The sequence below is a fragment of the Sphingobium sp. CECT 9361 genome, assembly GCF_918741285.1.
Classification (GTDB): Bacteria; Pseudomonadota; Alphaproteobacteria; order Sphingomonadales; family Sphingomonadaceae; genus Sphingobium.
Window position 1 is genome coordinate 1 of record NZ_CAKKNC010000042.1, and the last position, 18,625, is coordinate 18,625.

Here is an 18,625-nt window from a genome sequence, read left to right on the forward strand (position 1 = left end):
GCTACAGGTGCTCGATCGAGACCGATGTTTACGAGATTGGAGGACAAGAGCGAGCCTGGTAGATCGCCATGTTCAATCTTTGTTCTTCAACATGGCCAAAATCGCAGCTTCGGGCCGACTGGGCCCATTGAGGCTCTGAACCTCGGCGTTGGTGTGGGTGAGGATGATCCGGCTCTTGCCCGGTTCGGCCTGACGCGCGCGATCCCAGCCATCGACCAGCTCGCCCCGCGCCTGCTCGCGCGTGTCGGCCGCGTGGACCATGCTGTGCGCATCATAGGCGTGGAGCGCCTCGCCGGTGCGCCCGGTCGCCAGCGCGCGGGTGGCGTCGCGCTGCCAGTCCTCGCGCTGCCGCCTGATTTCGGTGATCTCGGCCGCGCCGTGCCGCTCGATGACGCTGCGAAAGGCCGCGCCTGCCTCGATCGCCTGCAACTGCTCGGGGTCGCCTACCATGACGACCTTGGCCCCGGCGTCCCGGGCCTGGCTCAACACGCGCTCCATCTGGCGCGAGCCGATCATGCCGGCCTCGTCCACCACCAGCACGTCCTTCGGTCCTAGCTGCTCGCGCCCCTGCCCCCATGCATGTTCGAGACTGGCAATCGTGCGCGACGCGATCCCCGATCCTGCCTCGAGGTTTTCGGCCGCGATGCCGGAAAGGGCCGCGCCGCGCACTTGATAGCCCGCAGCCTCCCACCCGGCGCGCGCCACGCCCAACATAGCTGATTTGCCTGAACCGGCATAGCCGACGACGGACGCCAGCCCGGCGTCGCCAGTGACGTGATCGAAGGCGTCGCGCTGCTCGCCCGACAGGGCAAGGCCACGCTCCTCGGCCGCTTCGATCGCCGCGTCACGGTGCCGATCGGCGACCCCATGCCCGGCGCGGCCCGCCAGCTGGTCGCTCGCGCGCTCAAGCCGGTTCTCCACCGCGATCATGTCGCGCGACGTGAACCGCTCCTGATCGCGCCCGTCGTTCCCCAACGCGACCAGCTCGGGGCTGGCGCGCACCGCCCCCATCACCTGGTCGAACTGCTCCTTGCCGTCGCTGTGGCGGAACGCGAACGTCGCAAGGTCGCGGATCGTGAACGTCGCCTGCTGCCGAGTAATGGCGTCCAACGCGATTGACGGGTTGGCGATGATCTTCTCGCCGTTCTCGCGGGCGATGCGCGTGTGATCCTCGATCCGCTCGGCCTCAAGCCCCTGCTCCGGCCTGCGCGATGCTGCCGGGCCGATCTTGTGCTGTGGCTCCAACTCCACGCCTTGGTCCGCGTAGGAGCGATGGTCGATCCGGGCCTCAAGCCCCAGCTCGGCCATGCGCTCGTTGACGTGCGCGCTCCACGCCTCGCGCCAGTCCTTCAACAGCTCGGTCGAGTTCCAGTCCCGGTTCTTCTTGCCGAACCCTTCCGGCCCCACGCCGCGCATCGCCAGCATGACATGCGCGTGCGGCTTGGGGCTGCCGTCCTTCGCCCTGTCCCAATGCACGTTCAGGTCCGCGACCATCCCGCGATCGACGAACTGCTTTTTCACGAAGTCCTGCGCGAGCGCCACGCCCTGCTTTTCGTTCATCTCGCGCGGAATCGAGAACTCCACCTCACGGGCAAGCTGCGCGTCCTTGCGCTTCTCACCTGCCTCCACCTCGTTCCACAGCGTCGTGCGGTCGTTTAAACGCTCCGGCGCGCCCTCAGGCAACATCACTTCAGAGTGGATGACCCCCGCCTTGTTGCTGAAGTCGTGATCGCGGTTCAGCCGATCGTCGTGCAGCTCGGACGCGGAACGATAGGCGGCGCTCGCGACCGCGCTCGATCCGTTCGCACGGCTCACAACCTTGGCGGAGAAATGGTAGATCGCCATGACGCCCTGCTTATTGCACTTCTTAGCGCACGTCGGCAACGACGTATAAGCGCGCACTCACAATCCGCTGCGCTCCTGGTGATTGACTGTGCGGCTTTTGCGATGATCCGATTTTACCGCCACTGACGAGCGCGCTAAGATGCTGCTGGTCGAGACGCGGAAAGGTGAGAGCGATGCGGAAGGTTCGCGATTATGATGCCGAGCTGAAGGCGCTGGGCGACAGGGCGCGGGCGCTCAAGGCGAAGCGAGTCGAACAGCTAGGCCAACTCGTCGCCGCGACGGGTGCCGATGCGCTCGATGTGGAAACCCTCGCTGGCGTCCTGCTCGATGCGGTCGGATCGATGGATGCGAACGCGAAGGAGGCATGGCGATCGAAGGGCGCAGCCTTCTTTCAGCGGCGCGGGCGGAAAGGTGGCGGCGCTGCTGCAATCGACGGATCGGGCGCTCAAGTTGAACCGGGCGGCGACGCTGCGGGCGGAAGCGGCGGAACGTCGAACGGATAGCAGGAGCTGGGTCGTGCAACGCCGCGAACGAACGCGCCACCTGATCGAGCTGGGCGGGCTGGTCCAGAAAGCCGGCCTGGTCGAGCTGACCGACGACGATCGCGCGACGCTCTACGGCGCGCTGCTCGATCTCGCCGGGCGTGGTCGCGGCAATGATGCCGACGACGTGCTGGCGCTGTGGAAGCGGCGCGGCAAACGCGCGTTCGATGCGGAAACGGAAACCACGGAGACGATCTGATGGCGGATTTTGATATCGAGGCGATCCGGGCCGAAGTCCGCGCGATGGATTACGTGCGCGGCACGCCCGCCAAGGTTGCCGAATGGCGCATAGCCTACGAAGACTCGCGCCACAATCACGTCATCGAGAACATGATCCCGACGCCGAACGATGATGCGTTCTGGGAGATGATGCTGGAAGAGGCGGTGTCCCCTCCCCTCGTGTCGAAAATCCTGCTGAAATTGACCGGTCATCCCAACGCCGACCCGACCCTGCCGATCACGCCCATGACCGCAGCGGGCGTGGAAAGCCCGTAACATGGGCCTCGTGCGCGCCACCCGTAATCTTGCCCGCACCGCCCGCGCTAACCCGATGTGGGCGCTGCTCGGCGTCCTGCTCGCCCCGTTCCGATTCGCCCGCCACATCATCGGCATGGGGCTGTTCGCGCTGGCGCTGTTCCTCGGCCTGTTCGTCCTGCTGCTGCTGTCGATCTGGTATTTCCAGCTCGATAAAAACGGCGCGCTTGCCCAGCTCGGCCTCATCGGGATCAGCGGTGCCGTGGTGCTGGTGACGGCCTGGATGTTGGTCTTGCCGCTGCTTCGCCGGTTCGATTATGACGATCGCGCTGATACGCACGGCTCGGCCCGCTTCGCCAGCGCCGGGGAAGCACAGGCGCTCAACGACGATCACGGCCTGCTGATCGGCCGCGACGTGAAAACCGGTAAGCCGATGCGCTATGCCGGTCCCGCCCATCTGCTGACGATCGCGCCCACCCGCACCGGAAAGGGCGTCGGCACGATCATCCCCAATCTGCTGGAATATCCGTTCGCGGTCGTCTGCATCGACCCCAAAGGCGAGAACGCCCGGATCGCCGCGCGACAGCGCGGCAAGTTCGGCGCGGTCCATGTCCTCGATCCGTTCGGCGTCACCGGCCTCGCCTCGGCCGCATTCAATCCGCTCGATCGCATCGACCCCCACGGCCTCGATCTCGCCGACGACTGCATGACGCTTGCCGACGCGCTGGTCCACGACGCGCCCGGCGAAGCCGGCGACGCGCATTGGAACGAGGAAGCCAAGGCGCTGATCGCTGGTATTCTGCTCCACATCGTCACCACCGAACCCCTTGCCACCCGCACCCTGGACACGCTGCGCGATCGGCTGACGCTCGCCCCGACCGCATTGGCGGCGCAGCTCGCCGCGATGCAGGCGCAAGGTGGCCTGGTCGCGCGCGCCGCCAATCGCCAGCTCGGAAAATCCGACCGCGAAGCGGCCGGCGTGCTGTCGGCCGCGCAGCGTCATACCCACTTTCTCGACTCCCCGCGCATGGCGACGGTGCTGGGTCGCTCGGATTTCACGTTCGCGGGATTGAAGGATGCGCCGGCGACGGTGTTCCTCGTGCTGCCGCCCGATCGGCTCGCCAGCTATGCCCGCTGGCTGCGGCTGATGGTGGCGCAAGCCCTGACCGAGCTGGCGCGCGCGCCGGGTCGCCCGCCCTGGCCGGTGCTGTTCCTGCTTGACGAGTTCGCCGCGCTCGGCCGTCTCGAACCGGTCGAACGCGCGATGGGGCTGATGGCGGGCTACGGCGTCCAGCTCTGGCCGATCCTCCAGGACGTTCACCAGCTCCGCGCGCTCTATGGGCAGCGCGCCAGCACATTCCTATCGAACGCGGGCGTCCTCCAGGTGTTCGGGGTCAACGATCAGGACAGTGCCAAGCTGGTCTCCGATCTGGCGGGGCAGGAAACCGTCGTGTTCGAGACCATGAGCCGCGCGATCGACGCGGAGGAAAGCGGCCTCTCCTATGGACAGCAGCATGTCGGCCGCGCCCTGCTCACCCCCGATGAAGTCCGCACACTCCGTCCCGATCGCCAGCTCCTGTTCCTCGCCGGGCAGCGCCCGATCGTCGCCGCTAAGCTGCGCTACTTCGCCGATCGCGAGTTCGCTGGACGGTTCGATCCGGCGTGAACGATCGCGGAAAGCACGAATGGTGACAATAAGGGTGGAAGCGGCACGGTCGATTTAAGCCCCGCTGGTGACGTTCCCCGTCATCGGCACCCTCTGACACGTTGAAAGCCCCTCTCCTGCCCTCACCGCACCCCCGGGCGGGCCTGGCGGGTAATCCCGCCCCTTTACTCCTCATCTTCTTTCCGCCTAGCCAGCGGCGCTTGCGCCGCCCTTGTGACGCCGCAGGCGGCACGAAACGAAGGCGCATCGGCCATAGGCCGATTCCATTTGACCTTCTTTTTGACCTTCTTTCGCCGGCGTTGAGCGTGCTGCGACGTTAAAGGATTCTGTTAAATAGGATTCTTTAAGAAGGTTAAGTGCCTAAAAGAGCCTGATTCCCTTTTTTATTCCAGTGGGTTAGCGGCTTCGCCGGTGGGTGAAACCCCGTGATTCGGTGTGTGATCCCCCGATAGTGCGGTGTGTGATCCCCCGAAGCGAAGGTGGGTGAAACCCCGACTCTGACGACCTCTTGAGGGGCCTTCCGTGGCAGTTATCCACAGCGCGAACGCCGCACGGCATTGGCCTGGGCCAAGAGGGGGTCTGCTGAGATGGTAGCCCGGTGTGTGAAACCCCGATAGTTCGGGGTTGCGGTGTGTGAAACCCCGATAGTCAGCGACGGCCTGCGAGCCGGTCCATCCGGGCGTCCACCTCGTCGGCGTGCCGGCGATCGGCGTCAATGCGGGCTCGGCGCTCCTCCTCGGCGCGCATCTTTTCGGCCAGCGCCAGCGCCTCTGCTTCGCCACGGAGCCTGAACAGCACGGCGGGGCTTTTGTCGGTCGTCGCGGTCGTTTCAATCGTATAGTCGGGAAGCTGGTCGGCCTCGATCACCCGCCGAAGCATCCGGTTGAACTCCTTGGGCTGGGCGTCGCTGCCGGTCTTGTCGCGGAGCAGTTCCACCCGGCACGTCCACCCACCGCGTTGCGTGCCCGCGTGCTTGCGTGCGATACGATACAACGCCCGCTCCAGCCCACCGGAAAGCAGGAAATAGTCGGGATGCATGGTGAGCAACGACTTTTCGTTGACGATCCCTTCGTAAACCCAATCCGAGAGGGTCAACGTCATGCCCCGCGGCTGCTCGGTCTCGGCGTCGGTGTCGAAGGTCCAGCTATCGAGCCAATTGAAGCCGGCCTTCTGCCGACGTGCCGATGCGCGGATCGAGGTGGTGATGGAAGTGGTCTGAAGCCGGAGCAGCGCCGCTTGCAGCTCCTGATAGTCCCTGCCCCCGGTGCTGCGCTTAATCGCGCGTAGCAAATCGTAGGGGGTCGTTGTCAGCGTGCGGGGTATGTCGTTCAAGCCCTGCTGCTTCATGCGATTGAGCGTGGACGCCGCCCATATCAGAATATCGGCGTCCCATATCGTCGCCATGCCGTAGTCGGGAATTGCCTGCACGCGCACCCAGGCTTCGCCGTCCGGGCTGCGATACTCGATCGGCTTCAAACGCTTGCGCTTCTGGAGCGAGAAAAATGGCCGCTCCATGACCTCTCTCTGGTCGCGGAGCGGAAGGTCGCCCAGTGCCGGGATGAAAAGGTCGAATTCGGGGCTAGGATCGCGGCGCTTGCTCACGGAGCGAACCTCGCATGGCCCCGCTTGACGAGATACTGGCGAAGCAGGCGTTCGGTGACGACGGTAAGCGGCTCACCGCCCTCCTCTACGCTAAGCTGTCGAAGCGCGCGGTGCATGTCCTCGGGAATATGGATCAGCACCGGCTTTTTGCCGGGATGGCTGCTACGCCGGGCCGATGCTGTCGGTGCCGGCACGTCGGCCGAACGCCGCGATCGGCGCGGCGCTGCCGCCTGCTGCGGCTCGGGGGCCGCGTCGGGAACGGGAGGCGTTGCCATCTCCTCGGGTCCGTCATCAAAGATGCCAGCGAGCGCGGAAGGCTTCTTCGCCATTATGCTGCCTCGCTTACTGGCTTAGTCGTAAAGCCGCTTAGTCGCTTAGCCTCAACATAGGCGGCGCGCAACTCGGCCGCTGCCTTGCTATCCGGTTCCGTTTCGGCTGCGGTTCGCCCTAGCGGCGTCGCCTTGTAGAAGTCCTTACGGAAGTGAAGGCGGCTGTCGAACATCGTCACGCCCTTGGCTGCGAACCCGGCATGAGCCTCCTGCCCCTCCCCGCCCTGGTGCGGAACCTGGGTCAAGATGACGGCGAACGGGGTGCCGGCCTGCTGCACCTGCTTGACGGTCTGCAACACCGAATGAACGTCCAGCCCTCGGGGCGCGACGGGGATGATGACGAAATCGGCCTGCTCGGCCGCGAGCATGGCAATGTCCTTGGAGTTCGCGGGCGTGTCGATGATGATAAGGTCGATCTTGCCGCTACCGCGTCCGCGCGAGACGTGGAGCGGCAGGCCGGCGACGCTGCTGTCCTTCACCATTATGTCGTCATCGTCGCGGCGCTCGGACCAATAGAGCGCCGACCCCTGCCGATCGTCGGCATCGAGAATGACGACGGACGCCCCTTCCCGCGCCGCCTCGACGGCGAATCCGGTTGAGAGAGTGGTTTTGGATTGCCCACCCTTCTGCGCGATGACGGCCCATACCTGCATTAGCTGCTGCTCCCTACTAAGCGGCTAAGCGACTTATGCCGCTTAGCCGCTTAGTCGTAAAGTCCTTTAGTCGCTTAGCTGTTCTCCGCCTCCTCATCGTCGCCGATCGAATAGTGGCGCATCGGACCATGCCGCTCGATCGGGCATAAGGGTGCGCCCGCTGTTTCCAGCCATCTGCGCGCGGTCCTCCACCGTATAGAGGGGTGTCCAGCGCGTCGAACAGCCGGGCCATGCCGATAGCCACCGGGTTCAACCAGCTCTCGCGATTGTCCTGCTCCATCGTCTCATCTCCTCAAAATCGCCTTGGGGAGATGGCCTTTCGCCATCGGCCCTGCCTCCTGGCGAACAGCGGGGGAGAGGGGGGCAGTGGGAATCTGCCGGGGCGGTGCGGGCGCAGCACAGCGAGCCTCGGCCTGGCTGATTGCCGTTGCAGGGGAGAGGGGGCGGCGCTCCCTTTCCCCCACCCCGGCGCGTCCGCGCCGGCAGGACTTAGCCGAGATCCGCGTCAGCAGTTTCGGCCCCGCCATGTGGATCATCACCGGTAGGCAAGACCGTCGTGTGCGGGCTTGGGGAGCAAAGTGAGTAGAGCCACGGTGCCGCGCAGCGGCAGGCGCACCATCGTTCAACCGGCTTGCAAATATGCGACCTTGTGCTATAGTCCATAGTCTTACAGGAAGATGCCGTGCGGATTTTTAAAACCAAGTGGGTCGCACGTTTCGTCCGACGTGAGCGAATCAGCGACGCGGGTTTGAAGGAGGCAATCGAGCGAGCCGAGCGGGGGCTTATCGATGCCGATCTGGGCGGTGGCATCATCAAGCAGCGTGTCGCGCGACCAGGGCAGGGGCGATCGGGCGGGTTTCGCATGATCGTGGCTTATCGAACGGAGGATCGAGCGTTCTTCCTCTACGGTTTTGCCAAAAGCGAGCGGGAGAACATCGACGGCGACGAATTGCAGACCTTGCGGGACATCGCCGCCACATTCTTGGCGAACGATGACGCCGCCCTCGATGAAGCCGTGAGCATCGGCAACCTACAGGAGATTGAGAATGGTGAAGAAGCTTAGCAGGCTGACCACGGCGCTGCTCGAAACGGCGGACGACATGCACAGCGCCGGACTGATGGGTGATGACACCTATCGGAAGATTACAGTCCGCCACCTGGGGCCGGACGCGCCTCCCACGGCTGCGCCGATCACGCCCGAAGAAATCCGTGGCGTGCGGGAAGGCGCGCATCTGAGCCAGGCCGCGCTCGCCAAATATCTGAACCTGACGACGGGGTATGTTTCGCAGCTCGAACGGGGCACCAAAGAAGCAAAGGGACCGGCACTCGCTCTATTGAACGTCATTCGCCGCAAAGGCATTGAGGCGCTGATGTAATCGAAGCCTCAATATCCAGTTCAAAGAAACTGCATAGCTTATTCGCATAATCGCTTAGTCGCTTAGCTGTGATGATAAATCTGAATCACAGCGGTTTTCTGCTTTCGTTCTCTTCGGCGATGACTCATAGAATCGTCATGCCGATCGCGCGCGAACATCGCTGGCTCTACCCGATCGACTGGCGCGAGCTGTCGAACCTCATCCGGTTCCGTCGCGCCAAGGGGCGTTGCGAGCATTGCCGCCGTCCGCACGGACGCGACGTGCGCCACCTTGGCGATGGCATCTGGTGGGACGAGGACGCGGCAATCTGGCGTGACGGGCAGGGCAGGGGGCTTCGCCGCCTGCCGACGCCGGACGAGCTGGCATGGGCGCAACCAGGACTCACCGGCATCGACCCGCCCGCCTCATTGCGGGTCACGCGCGTGGTCCTGGCCAGCGCCCACCTCAACCACGATCCCGGCGACAACAGACCGCGCAATCTCGCCGCGCTCTGCCAGCGCTGCCACATGGTCCACGATGCGGAAGAACATCGCCGGCGCCGGTGGCGCAACGCCTTCCGGGTACGCGCGATCGGCGACCTGTTCGCCTGACCGCCATCTTCTTCGCCGGGCCGGAGGCCAGGCCTCAGGGTTGGGTGGGTGGGACAAACGACGCGACCGCTCCGATCGGGGCGGCCCTCCACCAAGCCACACAGGCGATCGGGCAGGCCACGCGATAGGGCAAAGCCGCATATTGTGATCGTTTCTTCATCTAGGCCGGCTCGTTCAACGAGCTGCGCCCGCCCGGAATATGTCGATAGAGCGTCGACGGCTGCACGCCGAGTTGCTTGGCTACCTCCTCGACGGTGATGGTCGGATCGGCGAGCATTGCCTTGGCGCGCTTAATCTCGGCCGGTCCCATTGCCGGCTTTCGCCCACCGCGACGCCCTAAGGCCCGCGCCTGGGCAAGCCCGGCGTGGGTGCGCTCCAACGTCAGCTCGCGCTCGAACTCGGCGACGGCAGCGAAGACGTGGAAGACAAGCCGCCCGCCGGGGCTGGTGGTGTCGATCGCCTGGGTGAGCACACGAAGGCCGATCTCGCGCTTAGCGAGATCTTCGGCCGTCTCCACGAGTTGCCGAACGGAGCGCGCGAGCCGGTCGAGCTTCCACACCGCCAGCGTATCGCCGGCGCGGAGATAATCGAGCGCCGCCCGCAACTCCGGCCGATCGCGCTGCGCGCCCGATGCCTTCTCGGTGAACACCTTCTCGCACCCGGCTTCGCGAAGCGCATTAAGCTGTAGGGCAGGGGACTGGTCCCTGGTGGACACACGCGCATAGCCGACGAGCAAAAGTATTCTCCGAAAACTCGACGCTACCTAGTCGGATTTCGGAGATAGAAACAAGGGACAGTTTCAAGAGGCCGAGAGGGCCGTTTCAGCGACCTCGGTCGCGATCGGCGCTGCCCTCCCGCAATCGACCGTTTGCAGGAGAGTGTGGGAGCGGCAATGCTGGGCGTTTATTAACTGGGCCGCGCCAGCCCGGTCGATGACGGACAAAATGCATCTAGAATGCTTGACGCGCGTTCCGGGAATGGCGGGTATCATTGCCCCTTTGAACACCGGAACCACATGCAGGAAATCGCGGGCTGGATCGCGCCCATAGCGACCATAATCGCGGCGCTCATGACCGCCGCAAATCTCGGAAGCCGGGTCACCGGCTGGGGCTTCGTGGTATTTACGGTCGGGTCGGTTGCCTGGTCGACGGTGGCGATCGGCACCGGGCAGACCAATCTGTTGCTGACGAACGGCTTCCTCACGCTGGTGAATGCAGTCGGTATCTGGCGTTGGCTGGGCCGCCAGGCGCGGCATGAAGATGGAAGCCAGGCGGCCGAGGCACACAGCGCAGCGGCGAAGGTTCCGAACTTATTCGGTATGGGATCGCTGATCGGCGGGACGCTCACCGGCCGAGACGGCGCGGCGATCGGGACGGTAATTGACGGGATGATGCGGTGTGACAGCACCGAACTGGCCTACGTCGTGGTCAGCGAGGGTGGCCTTGGCGGGGTCGGTGAGCGACTGCACGCGCTCCATCCCAGCCAGCTTCGCTTCAGTGACGGCATTGTGTGTCACCTCGATGCAGCGGAACTCAGCCAGCTGCCCGTGCTGGCGCATGACGATTGGCCCGCTGCGCTTGATGAGCGTATGCTATAAGGGAAAGTCCGTATGTCAGTCGCAGAGACCGCTTTTGTTGAGCGGGGGAAGTAGGGACGCAGACGAGGTGCACGCGGAACATCCTCTTAGCAATCGGGCTCACGGCTGATATTGGCAAAATGCGGAATTTTGCTAGCATAGTGGGGTTAAACCGGATCAAGTCGGGAAAACCATTGTGAAGTTTTGGTCTTTTGTCCAAAATGTGCGATCCCGGATTTGGGTCGGTTATGCCTTGGCGGTGATTACGCCAACATTAGGCTATCTGGTAAGAATAGCCTTGGGCAACCTTTTGATCGGTTACCCCTTCATTACATTTTTCCTGGCCATCGTGATTACTGCCTCGGTTGGCACGCCGGGCGCAGCGGTTTTAGCGATGCTGCTGTCTGCCGTGCTGGCGAGCAGCCTTGCGATCGATTCAGGTGGCAGCATCTTTCCGCAAAGCACATCGGCAGTGGTGGGCCTATCGTTCTTCATCGTCGCGAACGTCGTGGTGATCTTGCTGGTTTTTGCACTTACCAAAGCACTCACACAATTAACCGCTACGCGGCAGGCGCTCATGGCGCTCAACCAAGAGCTTGAGGAGCGCGTCGCGGAACGCACGGCGGAACTTTCCAAGGCAAACGCTGAGTTGGTGCAAGAGGCGGCCGCACGCCAAGCGGCGGAGGCACAGGCGAGACAGGCGCAAAAGATGGAGGCGATCGGCCAACTGACGGGTGGTATCGCGCATGACTTCAACAATATGCTGGCGATCGTCATCGGCAGTCTGGACATCGCCAAGCGGCGCTTAGCGCAAGGTGATACGGACATTCTAAAATTCATTGATAACGCCGTTGATGGCGCAACGCGCGGGGCCGCTTTGACCCACAGGCTTCTGGCGTTTTCACGGCAGCAAGCCCTCAGTCCGGTTGTGAGCGACATCAACGCACTTGTACGGGGTATGGAAGATTTGCTGCGACGATCCCTTGGTGAGACGATCAAGCTTGAGTTTGTACTCGCCGGTGGGCTGTGGCGAACCAATGTCGATCCGGGTCAGCTTGAGAATGCAATTCTCAACCTTGCTGTGAACGCTCGCGATGCCATGCCGCAGGGCGGGCAGTTGACCGTGGAAACGATGAATGCGCATCTCGACGATGCCTATGCACGAAAGCATGCGGACGTCGTAGCGGGGCAATATGTCGTTGTTGCCGTATCGGATTCGGGCAGCGGGATGCCCGCCGACGTCGTGGAACGCGCGTTCGATCCGTTTTTCACGACAAAAGCCTTGGGCGAGGGAACAGGCCTTGGTCTCAGCCAGATTCATGGGTTCGTTAAACAATCGGGCGGACACGTAAAGATTTACACTGAAATCGGTCAGGGCACGACGATCAAGATTTATATGAAACGGGTCCACGCGGAGGGACGGGCTTCATCGACTGAAACGAATACTGCTGAGCTTGTCATGCCATTGGGCTCGCCTACCGAGATCATATTGGTAGTTGAGGATGAAGCTGGTGTCCGAGAGGCTTCGGTGAACTCATTGCGGGAACTGGGTTACACGGTGCGTCATGCAGCGTCCGGCGAGCAGGCGCTCAAGTTGCTGGAGCAACAATCCGGCATTGCTCTTTTATTTACTGACGTAGTGATGCCGGGAATGAGCGGCCGCCAACTAGCCGAGGAAGTCATCACTCGGCACGGACCAACCCGGGTTGTTTACACTACGGGCTATACCTCCAACGCCATCGTCCACAATGGCGTGGTCGACCCGGGGGTTGAACTCCTGTCCAAACCGTTCACGCTCGATCAGCTGGCCAGAAAAATACGTAAGGCGCTTGACGCGCATGTTGGCTGATGCGTCAGCCAGCGGTGCCGGGTCTCCCTTACTTGGCTGTTTCCAACCCATGCTCAAAGTCGTTGCCTGTCCGGAACTAGCGCCATTGATTTAAGTTATTGGCCTCGGAGGTGACTTCGATGATCGATGCAATCACGCAGAAACTGCACCGATTTAGAGCGTTGAGTGCTGACGACACTGCGGCACTAAGAAAGCTCGCGCACGGTGTGCAATCCCATTCCCCGCATGACGACGTTATTAGGATTGGTAGCAAGCCGGAGTTTGCGTTGGCCATTCTGTCGGGCTGGGCCATTAGATATGTCGTCTTGAAAAACGGCAGCAGACAAATCACCGCATTTCTGCTGCCCGGTGACTTTTGTCACCTCAACATGTTTTCAGAAGCACCAATGGACCACAGCATCGCTGCCTTGTCTCCGGTGACGGCTGCACACATCAAACGGGAAGAGGTGGAGCATATTCTCGGCGAGCATTCGAACATCGCAAAAGCTGTCCAAGCGTCACAATTTGCCGATGAGTCCCGGTTACGCGCGTCGATCACTAACATGGGTCGGCAGGATGCTCGGCAGCGCCTTGGTTACATGCTGTGCGATCTGTGGACACGGGCAAATACCGTGGGGTTGATGAAAGGCGATTTCCTGGATTTTCCGCCGATCCAAGCCGATATCGCGGATTTTGTTGGTCTCACGTCCGTGCACGTAAACCGCATTATACAACGCCTGCGGGGAGATGGTCTACTTGACCTAAAGGAACGATGTCTGAGATTGCCGGACTTCGATCGCCTCGCGAAAGCATCGGGTTACAACGCTACAGCGACCGGAAGTGATCGAAATCATAGCACTTCCGCGATTAATGGGCGCGCGTCGGCGTCGCGCGAAATGAGCAGCCACACTCGAAGATCAAACGCTGAGGTCGGATTCTTACGACCGATCGGGCTCTAGCTTCGCCTAACAGACTCGATTTTCTCAATGAGTTTGATATGTTTGCGTAGAGCGTCTTGGCGTGCGGGTGACCCAGCACCGAACGTAGGAGGTGGTATGACGGAGCAAAATACGCGAGCATATTATACGCAACGGGAACAGCAAGAGCGCGATCTTGCTGCGGCTGCAACAGATCCATGCGCAAAGGCAGCGCATTTGGAGATGGCGGAACGTTACGCCCACCATATCAGCGGTAATGGACAGGCCCGCAATACATCTCCCACACGGGACGATCACGCTTCGGTATCGACATTAGCGCCATCTGTTTCGCAACAGACACGACGGCCGCATCTGGCCAACGGTTAGTACCGCGGATTGCCGTCTATCGATCCTCGCTAACGTCAGCAGCAGTCTATCTTAACAAGCGGCAAACACATGCTTCGGGATGTGGGTGATCCTGCACGCCAGGTCCGCCTCGCCCGATGCTACGACGTAAACGTCACCATGCTCCGCGATTCCGGTGGTGAATACCACGTCACGCACGTACATCTGATGCTCTAGGGGCTTTGTCAGCTCCCCATTCGCCTCCAGCACCGGTGCATGGTCAGTATCGATAATCTTGCTCGGATCCTCGCGGTCTAGGATCGACCAGTAGGTCCGGTAGATGCCAACGACTTCTTTGGGTTCAACCCCATGCCAGAGCGTCAACCAGCCGCGATCGGTCAGAATCGGGGGAATACCGCCACCTATGCGTGCGGTTGCGACGGTTGCGCCGTGCGGTCTGATCCCGGCACCGAGATGCGGCTTCCAATGAAGCAAATCCGGCGAGGTTGCGAACTTGATCGACGGGCCTGCGCGCCACTCGCTGCCCGGCGGATAGGTGAAATAATGATCGCCAAGCGGCCGGGTCTGTGCCCAATACCGATCCCCGACACGACCCTCAAAAATCACCATATCCTTGTTTTGGTGATCGAGCAGGATGTCCTCGAACCGCCACTTTATTCCATCGTCGGAGATGTAAAGCGTCGTCGAATGGCGCTCGGGGCTGACCGAGCAGGTGGTCATCAGATAGCGCTCGCCGATGCGGGTAATGCGTGGGTCTTCGACCCCGTAGCATTGCCAACTTCCCTCGGGTGACACGGCGCTATCATAGTGGATCGCGATGATCTCCAATCCGTCAGGGCTGAGCTCGACGGGCAGCAGCCAGGAAAGCGAGGTCAGTGCCATGATGCGCCACCCTCCCCCCCGAAGGAGAAACTTACGGGGATCGGCTGTGTCGGCATGCTCGAGCGGCCAAGCATCCAGGACATAACGTTCGCCCTGCTTATCATCTTCCCAACGGATCGAGTGAACGTGCCCATCATAAATCGGCTTGCGCAATGCTTCCGCGACTCTCACCATCATCAATAAATTGCCGTTTGGCAGTCGCGTCAGGCCGGGATTGAATGCTCCAAGCACATAGGTTTCGGCATCGAAATGACCGCGCAGGGGTGAGCGTGACAGGTCAATCTGGTCGGGAACCAGAATGAGAGTATCAACCTCGTAATCTGTCACCATTGCAGACTGACCTCTCCGCTTGCCGGAATACGGTACTCGATGAGATCGGAAGTACGGTTGTGCGGACGCAGTCGCTCGCCCGCCATGGTCCGTAGCGTGAAACGGGGCAGCCTCTGGCGCGGCAATCGCACCAGACTGAAAACGGCCTGCCGTGCATGCCCGCCATCAAGTCCAAATCGCAACGAGCGCTCGGAGGCGCGTTCGCTGGTGACGGGGAAGTGGTCACAAAAGATGCGAAACGGCGCGCCTTCTACCTGATGGAATGAGCGGCTCGCGAAGACAAAGGCAGCGCCGGCGCCATAGATTTCCTGTCCGACCTGCCCCGCAGGCTGACCATCGACATACAGGTCCTCGACCGGGAAGGAGAGCGTTCGGTCGATATGGCCGTTGCGGATATCGTCCTTCGCCAACACGTCCGCTGGCAGGGCGTCGGGATAATAGAACCAAGCCCGGTCGAGCGCATATTTGCAATACTCACTCACCAGTAGCCGCACCGCAGGGTCAAGATCGGGGCCGCTATCCTTCAGGTAGCGTTCGAATGCCGCAAAGCTGTCGAAACATTCGAAGATCGCCATGTACGGCGCATCGTGCAAGCACGTCGCACCAAGGAAGACCTTATACTTGCTGGCATTTGCGATCTCCGATTCCCAGATGACGCAATTATGGAAGAAGCTTGCCAGATAAACATAGCCTTGGTGCAGATAATATTCCTCATCGGTAATTCGCCATAGCCGCATGCAGGCCGCCGCCCCCCAAGCGGTAAGGTTGGCCTGATAGTTAAGCTCGAACCGCATGTCTTTCGCAGCATCGATCGCCCGGCGAGCCTCAAGCAGGTAGGACTGCTCGCCGGTCAGTTCATAGGCCTGGACCATGACATAGGCATAGATGCCGCCGACATCGGTCTGGCCCAGGCCGTCATCGTTTCGTGCCTCGACGATCACATCAAAACTATCGACCTTGAACTGTATCGGCCAAGCGTAATGGAAATGCCGCGCAGCTTTGACCGCCAAGCCGAGCGATCCGTTAAAAAGGCGCTTGGCGCGGGCATCACCATCGAGCGCGAGATGGCCCAGGTTCAAGAGTGGGTGATAGAGATACCAGCTATCGACAGCGAGCTTATCCTTGTCCTTGCCGACATTAGGCAGGTAGCGCCGCATCGTCTTCAACGTCCGGTCGTGAAACTTGCCGAGGCCATTCTCCAGCGCAGTACCAAAGGGGATGTCTCGCGTAGTCCAGGCCGCATAGTCGCGCAGCGCCGCGACGATCGACATTTGGACCATGATGTCGGGATATTCGGATGCGGTATAGGGATGGATGTAGGTATGACCGTAATGACGGATCGTTGCTTCGGGCGCTGTTTCGAGATCGTGTAGCGTCTTACCCGCACGCCATACCCAGTCGCGATACTCCGTCGTAGGCGGGTCGATCTGGCGATAAGCGGCCCCGAGCAGCTGCAGGAAGCGCCGCGCCGAATCCTGTTCGTCGCAAGCGGAGTCATCGTGAAATACGAGAAGGGCATCCGACATTGTCACGGTCTTGCCAGCCGGCAGCGGATTGGTAGGTGGCGTGCCGCTCTGGGGTGGGGTCGGCGGTAGATAGCCGAGTTCCGGCCACTCGCCGCCTACAGCGGCGTCGGGCTTTGTGTCGGTCGCTGCAAAATAGTCGTTCAGCGCGGTCAAATTCTGGAGATACAGCACGCTTCCGAACGACGGTTCGTCGAGATGAAAGTAGCACAGTCCGGCGTTAAGGCCACGCTGAGCTGCCTCGACGCGACCATCGGCGTTCATCGGATCGTCGTCGTCCCCAAGCGGATAGAGATCGCGCGGGAAATATGGCACCAGCAACGCCGTAGCCGGTATAAGCGTAGTCGTGACACGCAGCAGCGACAGGTCGATATCGTTGGTGCGCAGAATGACGGTTTGCACTCCGATCGCACTATCGACACTTAGGCGGATGCGTTCGCCGGTCCTTCGCCGTTGCCGGGTGACCTTCGTGCAACCTCCCCAGCAATGCGCCATGCGAAGCGCTACGCCGCCCCGTCCGGGGCGTCGGATAATCGCCCAGATGGAATCGCGTCCTGCCGCTATGTCGATACGCCGACAGCCGAGATCGAACGCAGCAATCGATCGCATCCCCGACGCCAGTTCGGCCCGTAAGCTGATCGTCGCCGCACTAGCTGCGGTCGCAAGCCCCATATGATCCCCTGCTCATAGCTTCATCATATCGTCCGCATCGGCATCGACGGCCCCGACCCAAGATCAACCCGCCGTCGAACCCATATAGCGGTCATATTCCTCGCTATAACGCTTGGCGATCATTGCTTGCTCGTCTGGCGACACGCTTTCGATAAGCTCCAGAAACCACGTTCCTTCTTCAGAATAGACGTGATGGGCCACGGCCCCGCGGATATGTTCCAACTTGTCGTGATAATCCTCGCTGAGCGGGTCGAGGCGCTCCAGTAAGCCCATCTCCATCTTCGCGGCCGACTGTTCCTGATAGGCTAGCTCGGCATGGCCGACCTGATGATGTCCCGCCATCGCCGGATAGATCGCCGCTTCTTCCGCGATCGAGTGACCAGTTAGCAAGACGCTCAGCTTTTTCTGTTCGACGATCCGATTGGCCGGGTCTGTTGCTGCTTTAACCGCCTCGAACTGAGCCTCAATGCCTCGGTGGTGATGGAGGATTTTCGATAACCAATCGCCGGGCTGCGCCGTCGCTTCGGCCTTCGCCCTCGCCTTTGCGCGGGCCTCTTCGCTTTCGGGTGGCGTAACGGCTGCAATTGCCTTGTCGATGAGGGACATGACGATCTCCTGCTCGTTGTCGGTTCACCCTAAAACCCAAGTTCCGCAAAGGCGTTCCCTGATGCATCGCGGAAAACGCAGAAAGCGGTCGCAAGTCTCGCCGTTCTTTTTCGATCTTGGCAATGTGACCCAATGGCCAAGTTTGGCGTTGTCTTTTCATTGGCGTTCTGACGCGGTGTCACGCCCACAGGAGAAAAAGGATGCGAAATATTGTTCTGACGCTGGCGCTGGTTTCTTTGCCAGCACTCGTCTCCGCGCAGGCTGTCCCGGGACGCAGCTACGTCATGCAGGCAGGGGCCAGCGACCTGTTTGAAAAACAGTCGAGCGAACTGGTGATGGCGTCGACCAAAAACCAGAAAGTTCGCCAGTTCGCCCATGACATGGTGCGAGATCACACCAAGAGCACCGCTGACATAAAGGCGGCCGCAACGGCTACGGATATGAAGCCAATGCCCCCCAAACTCACGCCTGACCAAAGCCGTGATATTGCTGCTTTGCGGGCTACCAAGGGCACGAATCGCGATAAGTTGTACATCAAACAGCAAAAGGCCGCTCACGCCAAAGCCCTCGCATTGCATCGGGGCTATGCCGCAAGCGGCGACGTCCCACAGCTAAAGGCGGCCGCTACCAAGATCGTCCCGGTCGTATCGCATCATGCGGATATGGCGAACGCAATGTAATCGGATGGCGGGTGGTGGCGTAGCAATCACCCGCCAAACTTATCAGGCCCAGTCGGCCCGAAGCTGCGATTTTGGTCATCTTGGAGAACACGTCGGGAACGGGCTGGTTGTTGTTGACGATCGCCCATGCGAGGAACGACGTTCCGCTCCGATAAGGGAGCGGCGTTA

The 18,625-nt window shown here is 61.4% G+C and carries 18 protein-coding genes and 2 pseudogenes; 11 read left to right on the forward strand and 9 right to left on the reverse strand.

Going from position 1 to position 18,625, the window contains the following annotated elements:
* Nucleotides 1-114 precede the first annotated feature (114 nt).
* Nucleotides 115-1,845 (reverse strand): annotated as a pseudogene (gene traA, locus LQ220_RS23670) (Ti-type conjugative transfer relaxase TraA); the annotation flags it as partial.
* Between the two features lie 173 nt (nucleotides 1,846-2,018).
* Here traA and LQ220_RS23675 point away from each other — a divergent pair.
* The 4 genes from LQ220_RS23675 to LQ220_RS23690 are packed head-to-tail and all read left to right on the forward strand — an operon-like array spanning nucleotide 2,019 to nucleotide 4,527.
* Nucleotides 2,019-2,348 (forward strand): conjugal transfer protein TraD, encoded by a 330-nt coding sequence (locus LQ220_RS23675; protein ID WP_230190475.1) that lies wholly within the window; start codon nucleotides 2,019-2,021, stop codon nucleotides 2,346-2,348.
* A 13-nt stretch (nucleotides 2,349-2,361) separates the two neighbouring features.
* Nucleotides 2,362-2,586, forward strand: coding sequence for a conjugal transfer protein TraD (locus tag LQ220_RS23680; protein WP_230190476.1), 225 nt, complete (start codon nucleotides 2,362-2,364; stop codon nucleotides 2,584-2,586).
* Nucleotides 2,586-2,882, forward strand: a complete 297-nt coding sequence (locus LQ220_RS23685; RefSeq protein WP_230190477.1) for a hypothetical protein — start codon at nucleotides 2,586-2,588, stop codon at nucleotides 2,880-2,882. The genes LQ220_RS23680 and LQ220_RS23685 overlap by 1 nt, the downstream gene beginning before the upstream one ends.
* Before the next feature lies 1 nt (nucleotide 2,883).
* A complete protein-coding gene (locus tag LQ220_RS23690) occupies nucleotides 2,884-4,527 on the forward strand; it encodes a type IV secretory system conjugative DNA transfer family protein (RefSeq protein WP_230190478.1) in 1,644 nt (547 codons plus the stop codon).
* A 648-nt stretch (nucleotides 4,528-5,175) separates the two neighbouring features.
* On the opposite strand, the gene LQ220_RS23695 is transcribed toward LQ220_RS23690, so the two are convergent.
* From LQ220_RS23695 to LQ220_RS23710, 4 genes and pseudogenes are all read right to left on the reverse strand, one after another.
* Nucleotides 5,176-6,129: a replication initiator protein A gene (locus LQ220_RS23695; RefSeq protein ID WP_230190479.1), complete on the reverse strand. Its 954-nt coding sequence runs from the start codon at nucleotides 6,127-6,129 to the stop codon at nucleotides 5,176-5,178.
* On the reverse strand, nucleotides 6,126-6,458 hold the full coding sequence (locus LQ220_RS23700; RefSeq protein ID WP_230190480.1) for a hypothetical protein: 333 nt from the start codon (nucleotides 6,456-6,458) through the stop codon (nucleotides 6,126-6,128). The genes LQ220_RS23695 and LQ220_RS23700 overlap by 4 nt, the downstream gene beginning before the upstream one ends.
* Nucleotides 6,458-7,111 carry a ParA family protein gene (locus LQ220_RS23705; protein WP_230190481.1) on the reverse strand — a complete coding sequence of 218 codons (654 nt, stop codon included), beginning with the start codon at nucleotides 7,109-7,111 and terminating at the stop codon, nucleotides 6,458-6,460. The genes LQ220_RS23700 and LQ220_RS23705 overlap by 1 nt, the downstream gene beginning before the upstream one ends.
* Before the next feature lie 74 nt (nucleotides 7,112-7,185).
* A pseudogene (locus LQ220_RS23710) lies at nucleotides 7,186-7,299 on the reverse strand (transcription elongation protein SprT); the annotation flags it as partial.
* A gap of 494 nt (nucleotides 7,300-7,793) precedes the next feature.
* On the opposite strand from LQ220_RS23710, the gene LQ220_RS23715 reads away from it, so the two are divergent.
* The 3 genes from LQ220_RS23715 (at nucleotide 7,794) to LQ220_RS23725 (ending at nucleotide 9,077) form a co-directional block, all read left to right on the forward strand.
* Nucleotides 7,794-8,174: a type II toxin-antitoxin system RelE/ParE family toxin gene (locus LQ220_RS23715; protein WP_230190482.1), complete on the forward strand. Its 381-nt coding sequence runs from the start codon at nucleotides 7,794-7,796 to the stop codon at nucleotides 8,172-8,174.
* Nucleotides 8,158-8,487, forward strand: a complete 330-nt coding sequence (locus tag LQ220_RS23720; RefSeq protein WP_230190483.1) for a helix-turn-helix domain-containing protein — start codon at nucleotides 8,158-8,160, stop codon at nucleotides 8,485-8,487. The genes LQ220_RS23715 and LQ220_RS23720 overlap by 17 nt, the downstream gene beginning before the upstream one ends.
* A 71-nt stretch (nucleotides 8,488-8,558) precedes the next feature.
* A complete protein-coding gene (locus LQ220_RS23725) occupies nucleotides 8,559-9,077 on the forward strand; it encodes a hypothetical protein (protein ID WP_230190484.1) in 519 nt (172 codons plus the stop codon).
* A gap of 160 nt (nucleotides 9,078-9,237) precedes the next feature.
* On the opposite strand, the gene LQ220_RS23730 is transcribed toward LQ220_RS23725, so the two are convergent.
* On the reverse strand, nucleotides 9,238-9,813 hold the full coding sequence (locus LQ220_RS23730) for a recombinase family protein (RefSeq protein WP_230190485.1): 576 nt from the start codon (nucleotides 9,811-9,813) through the stop codon (nucleotides 9,238-9,240).
* 279 nt (nucleotides 9,814-10,092) lie between these two features.
* Here LQ220_RS23730 and LQ220_RS23735 point away from each other — a divergent pair, with 279 nt between their 5' ends.
* The 3 genes from LQ220_RS23735 to LQ220_RS23745 all read left to right on the forward strand — a co-directional run bounded on the left by LQ220_RS23735 (nucleotide 10,093) and on the right by LQ220_RS23745 (nucleotide 13,440).
* On the forward strand, nucleotides 10,093-10,674 hold the full coding sequence (locus tag LQ220_RS23735; RefSeq protein WP_230190486.1) for a PRC-barrel domain containing protein: 582 nt from the start codon (nucleotides 10,093-10,095) through the stop codon (nucleotides 10,672-10,674).
* A gap of 175 nt (nucleotides 10,675-10,849) precedes the next feature.
* On the forward strand, nucleotides 10,850-12,502 hold the full coding sequence (locus LQ220_RS23740; RefSeq protein ID WP_230190487.1) for a response regulator: 1,653 nt from the start codon (nucleotides 10,850-10,852) through the stop codon (nucleotides 12,500-12,502).
* A gap of 119 nt (nucleotides 12,503-12,621) precedes the next feature.
* On the forward strand, nucleotides 12,622-13,440 hold the full coding sequence (locus LQ220_RS23745) for a Crp/Fnr family transcriptional regulator (protein WP_230190488.1): 819 nt from the start codon (nucleotides 12,622-12,624) through the stop codon (nucleotides 13,438-13,440).
* A gap of 396 nt (nucleotides 13,441-13,836) precedes the next feature.
* On the opposite strand, the gene LQ220_RS23750 is transcribed toward LQ220_RS23745, so the two are convergent.
* From LQ220_RS23750 to LQ220_RS23760, 3 genes are all read right to left on the reverse strand, one after another.
* The gene (locus tag LQ220_RS23750) at nucleotides 13,837-14,976 is read right to left on the reverse strand and encodes a glycosidase (protein WP_230190489.1); all 1,140 of its coding nucleotides are present in this window, start codon (nucleotides 14,974-14,976) and stop codon (nucleotides 13,837-13,839) included.
* Entirely contained in the window at nucleotides 14,970-17,171 is a 2,202-nt protein-coding gene (locus LQ220_RS23755; RefSeq protein WP_230190490.1) for a hypothetical protein, read from the reverse strand. Before LQ220_RS23755 ends, LQ220_RS23750 begins: the two co-directional genes overlap by 7 nt.
* A 63-nt stretch (nucleotides 17,172-17,234) precedes the next feature.
* The gene (locus LQ220_RS23760) at nucleotides 17,235-17,777 is read right to left on the reverse strand and encodes a hemerythrin domain-containing protein (protein WP_230190491.1); all 543 of its coding nucleotides are present in this window, start codon (nucleotides 17,775-17,777) and stop codon (nucleotides 17,235-17,237) included.
* Nucleotides 17,778-17,977: 200 nt separating this feature from the next.
* Here LQ220_RS23760 and LQ220_RS23765 point away from each other — a divergent pair, with 200 nt between their 5' ends.
* Entirely contained in the window at nucleotides 17,978-18,457 is a 480-nt protein-coding gene (locus LQ220_RS23765) for a DUF4142 domain-containing protein (RefSeq protein ID WP_230190492.1), read from the forward strand.
* Nucleotides 18,458-18,625 lie beyond the last annotated feature (168 nt).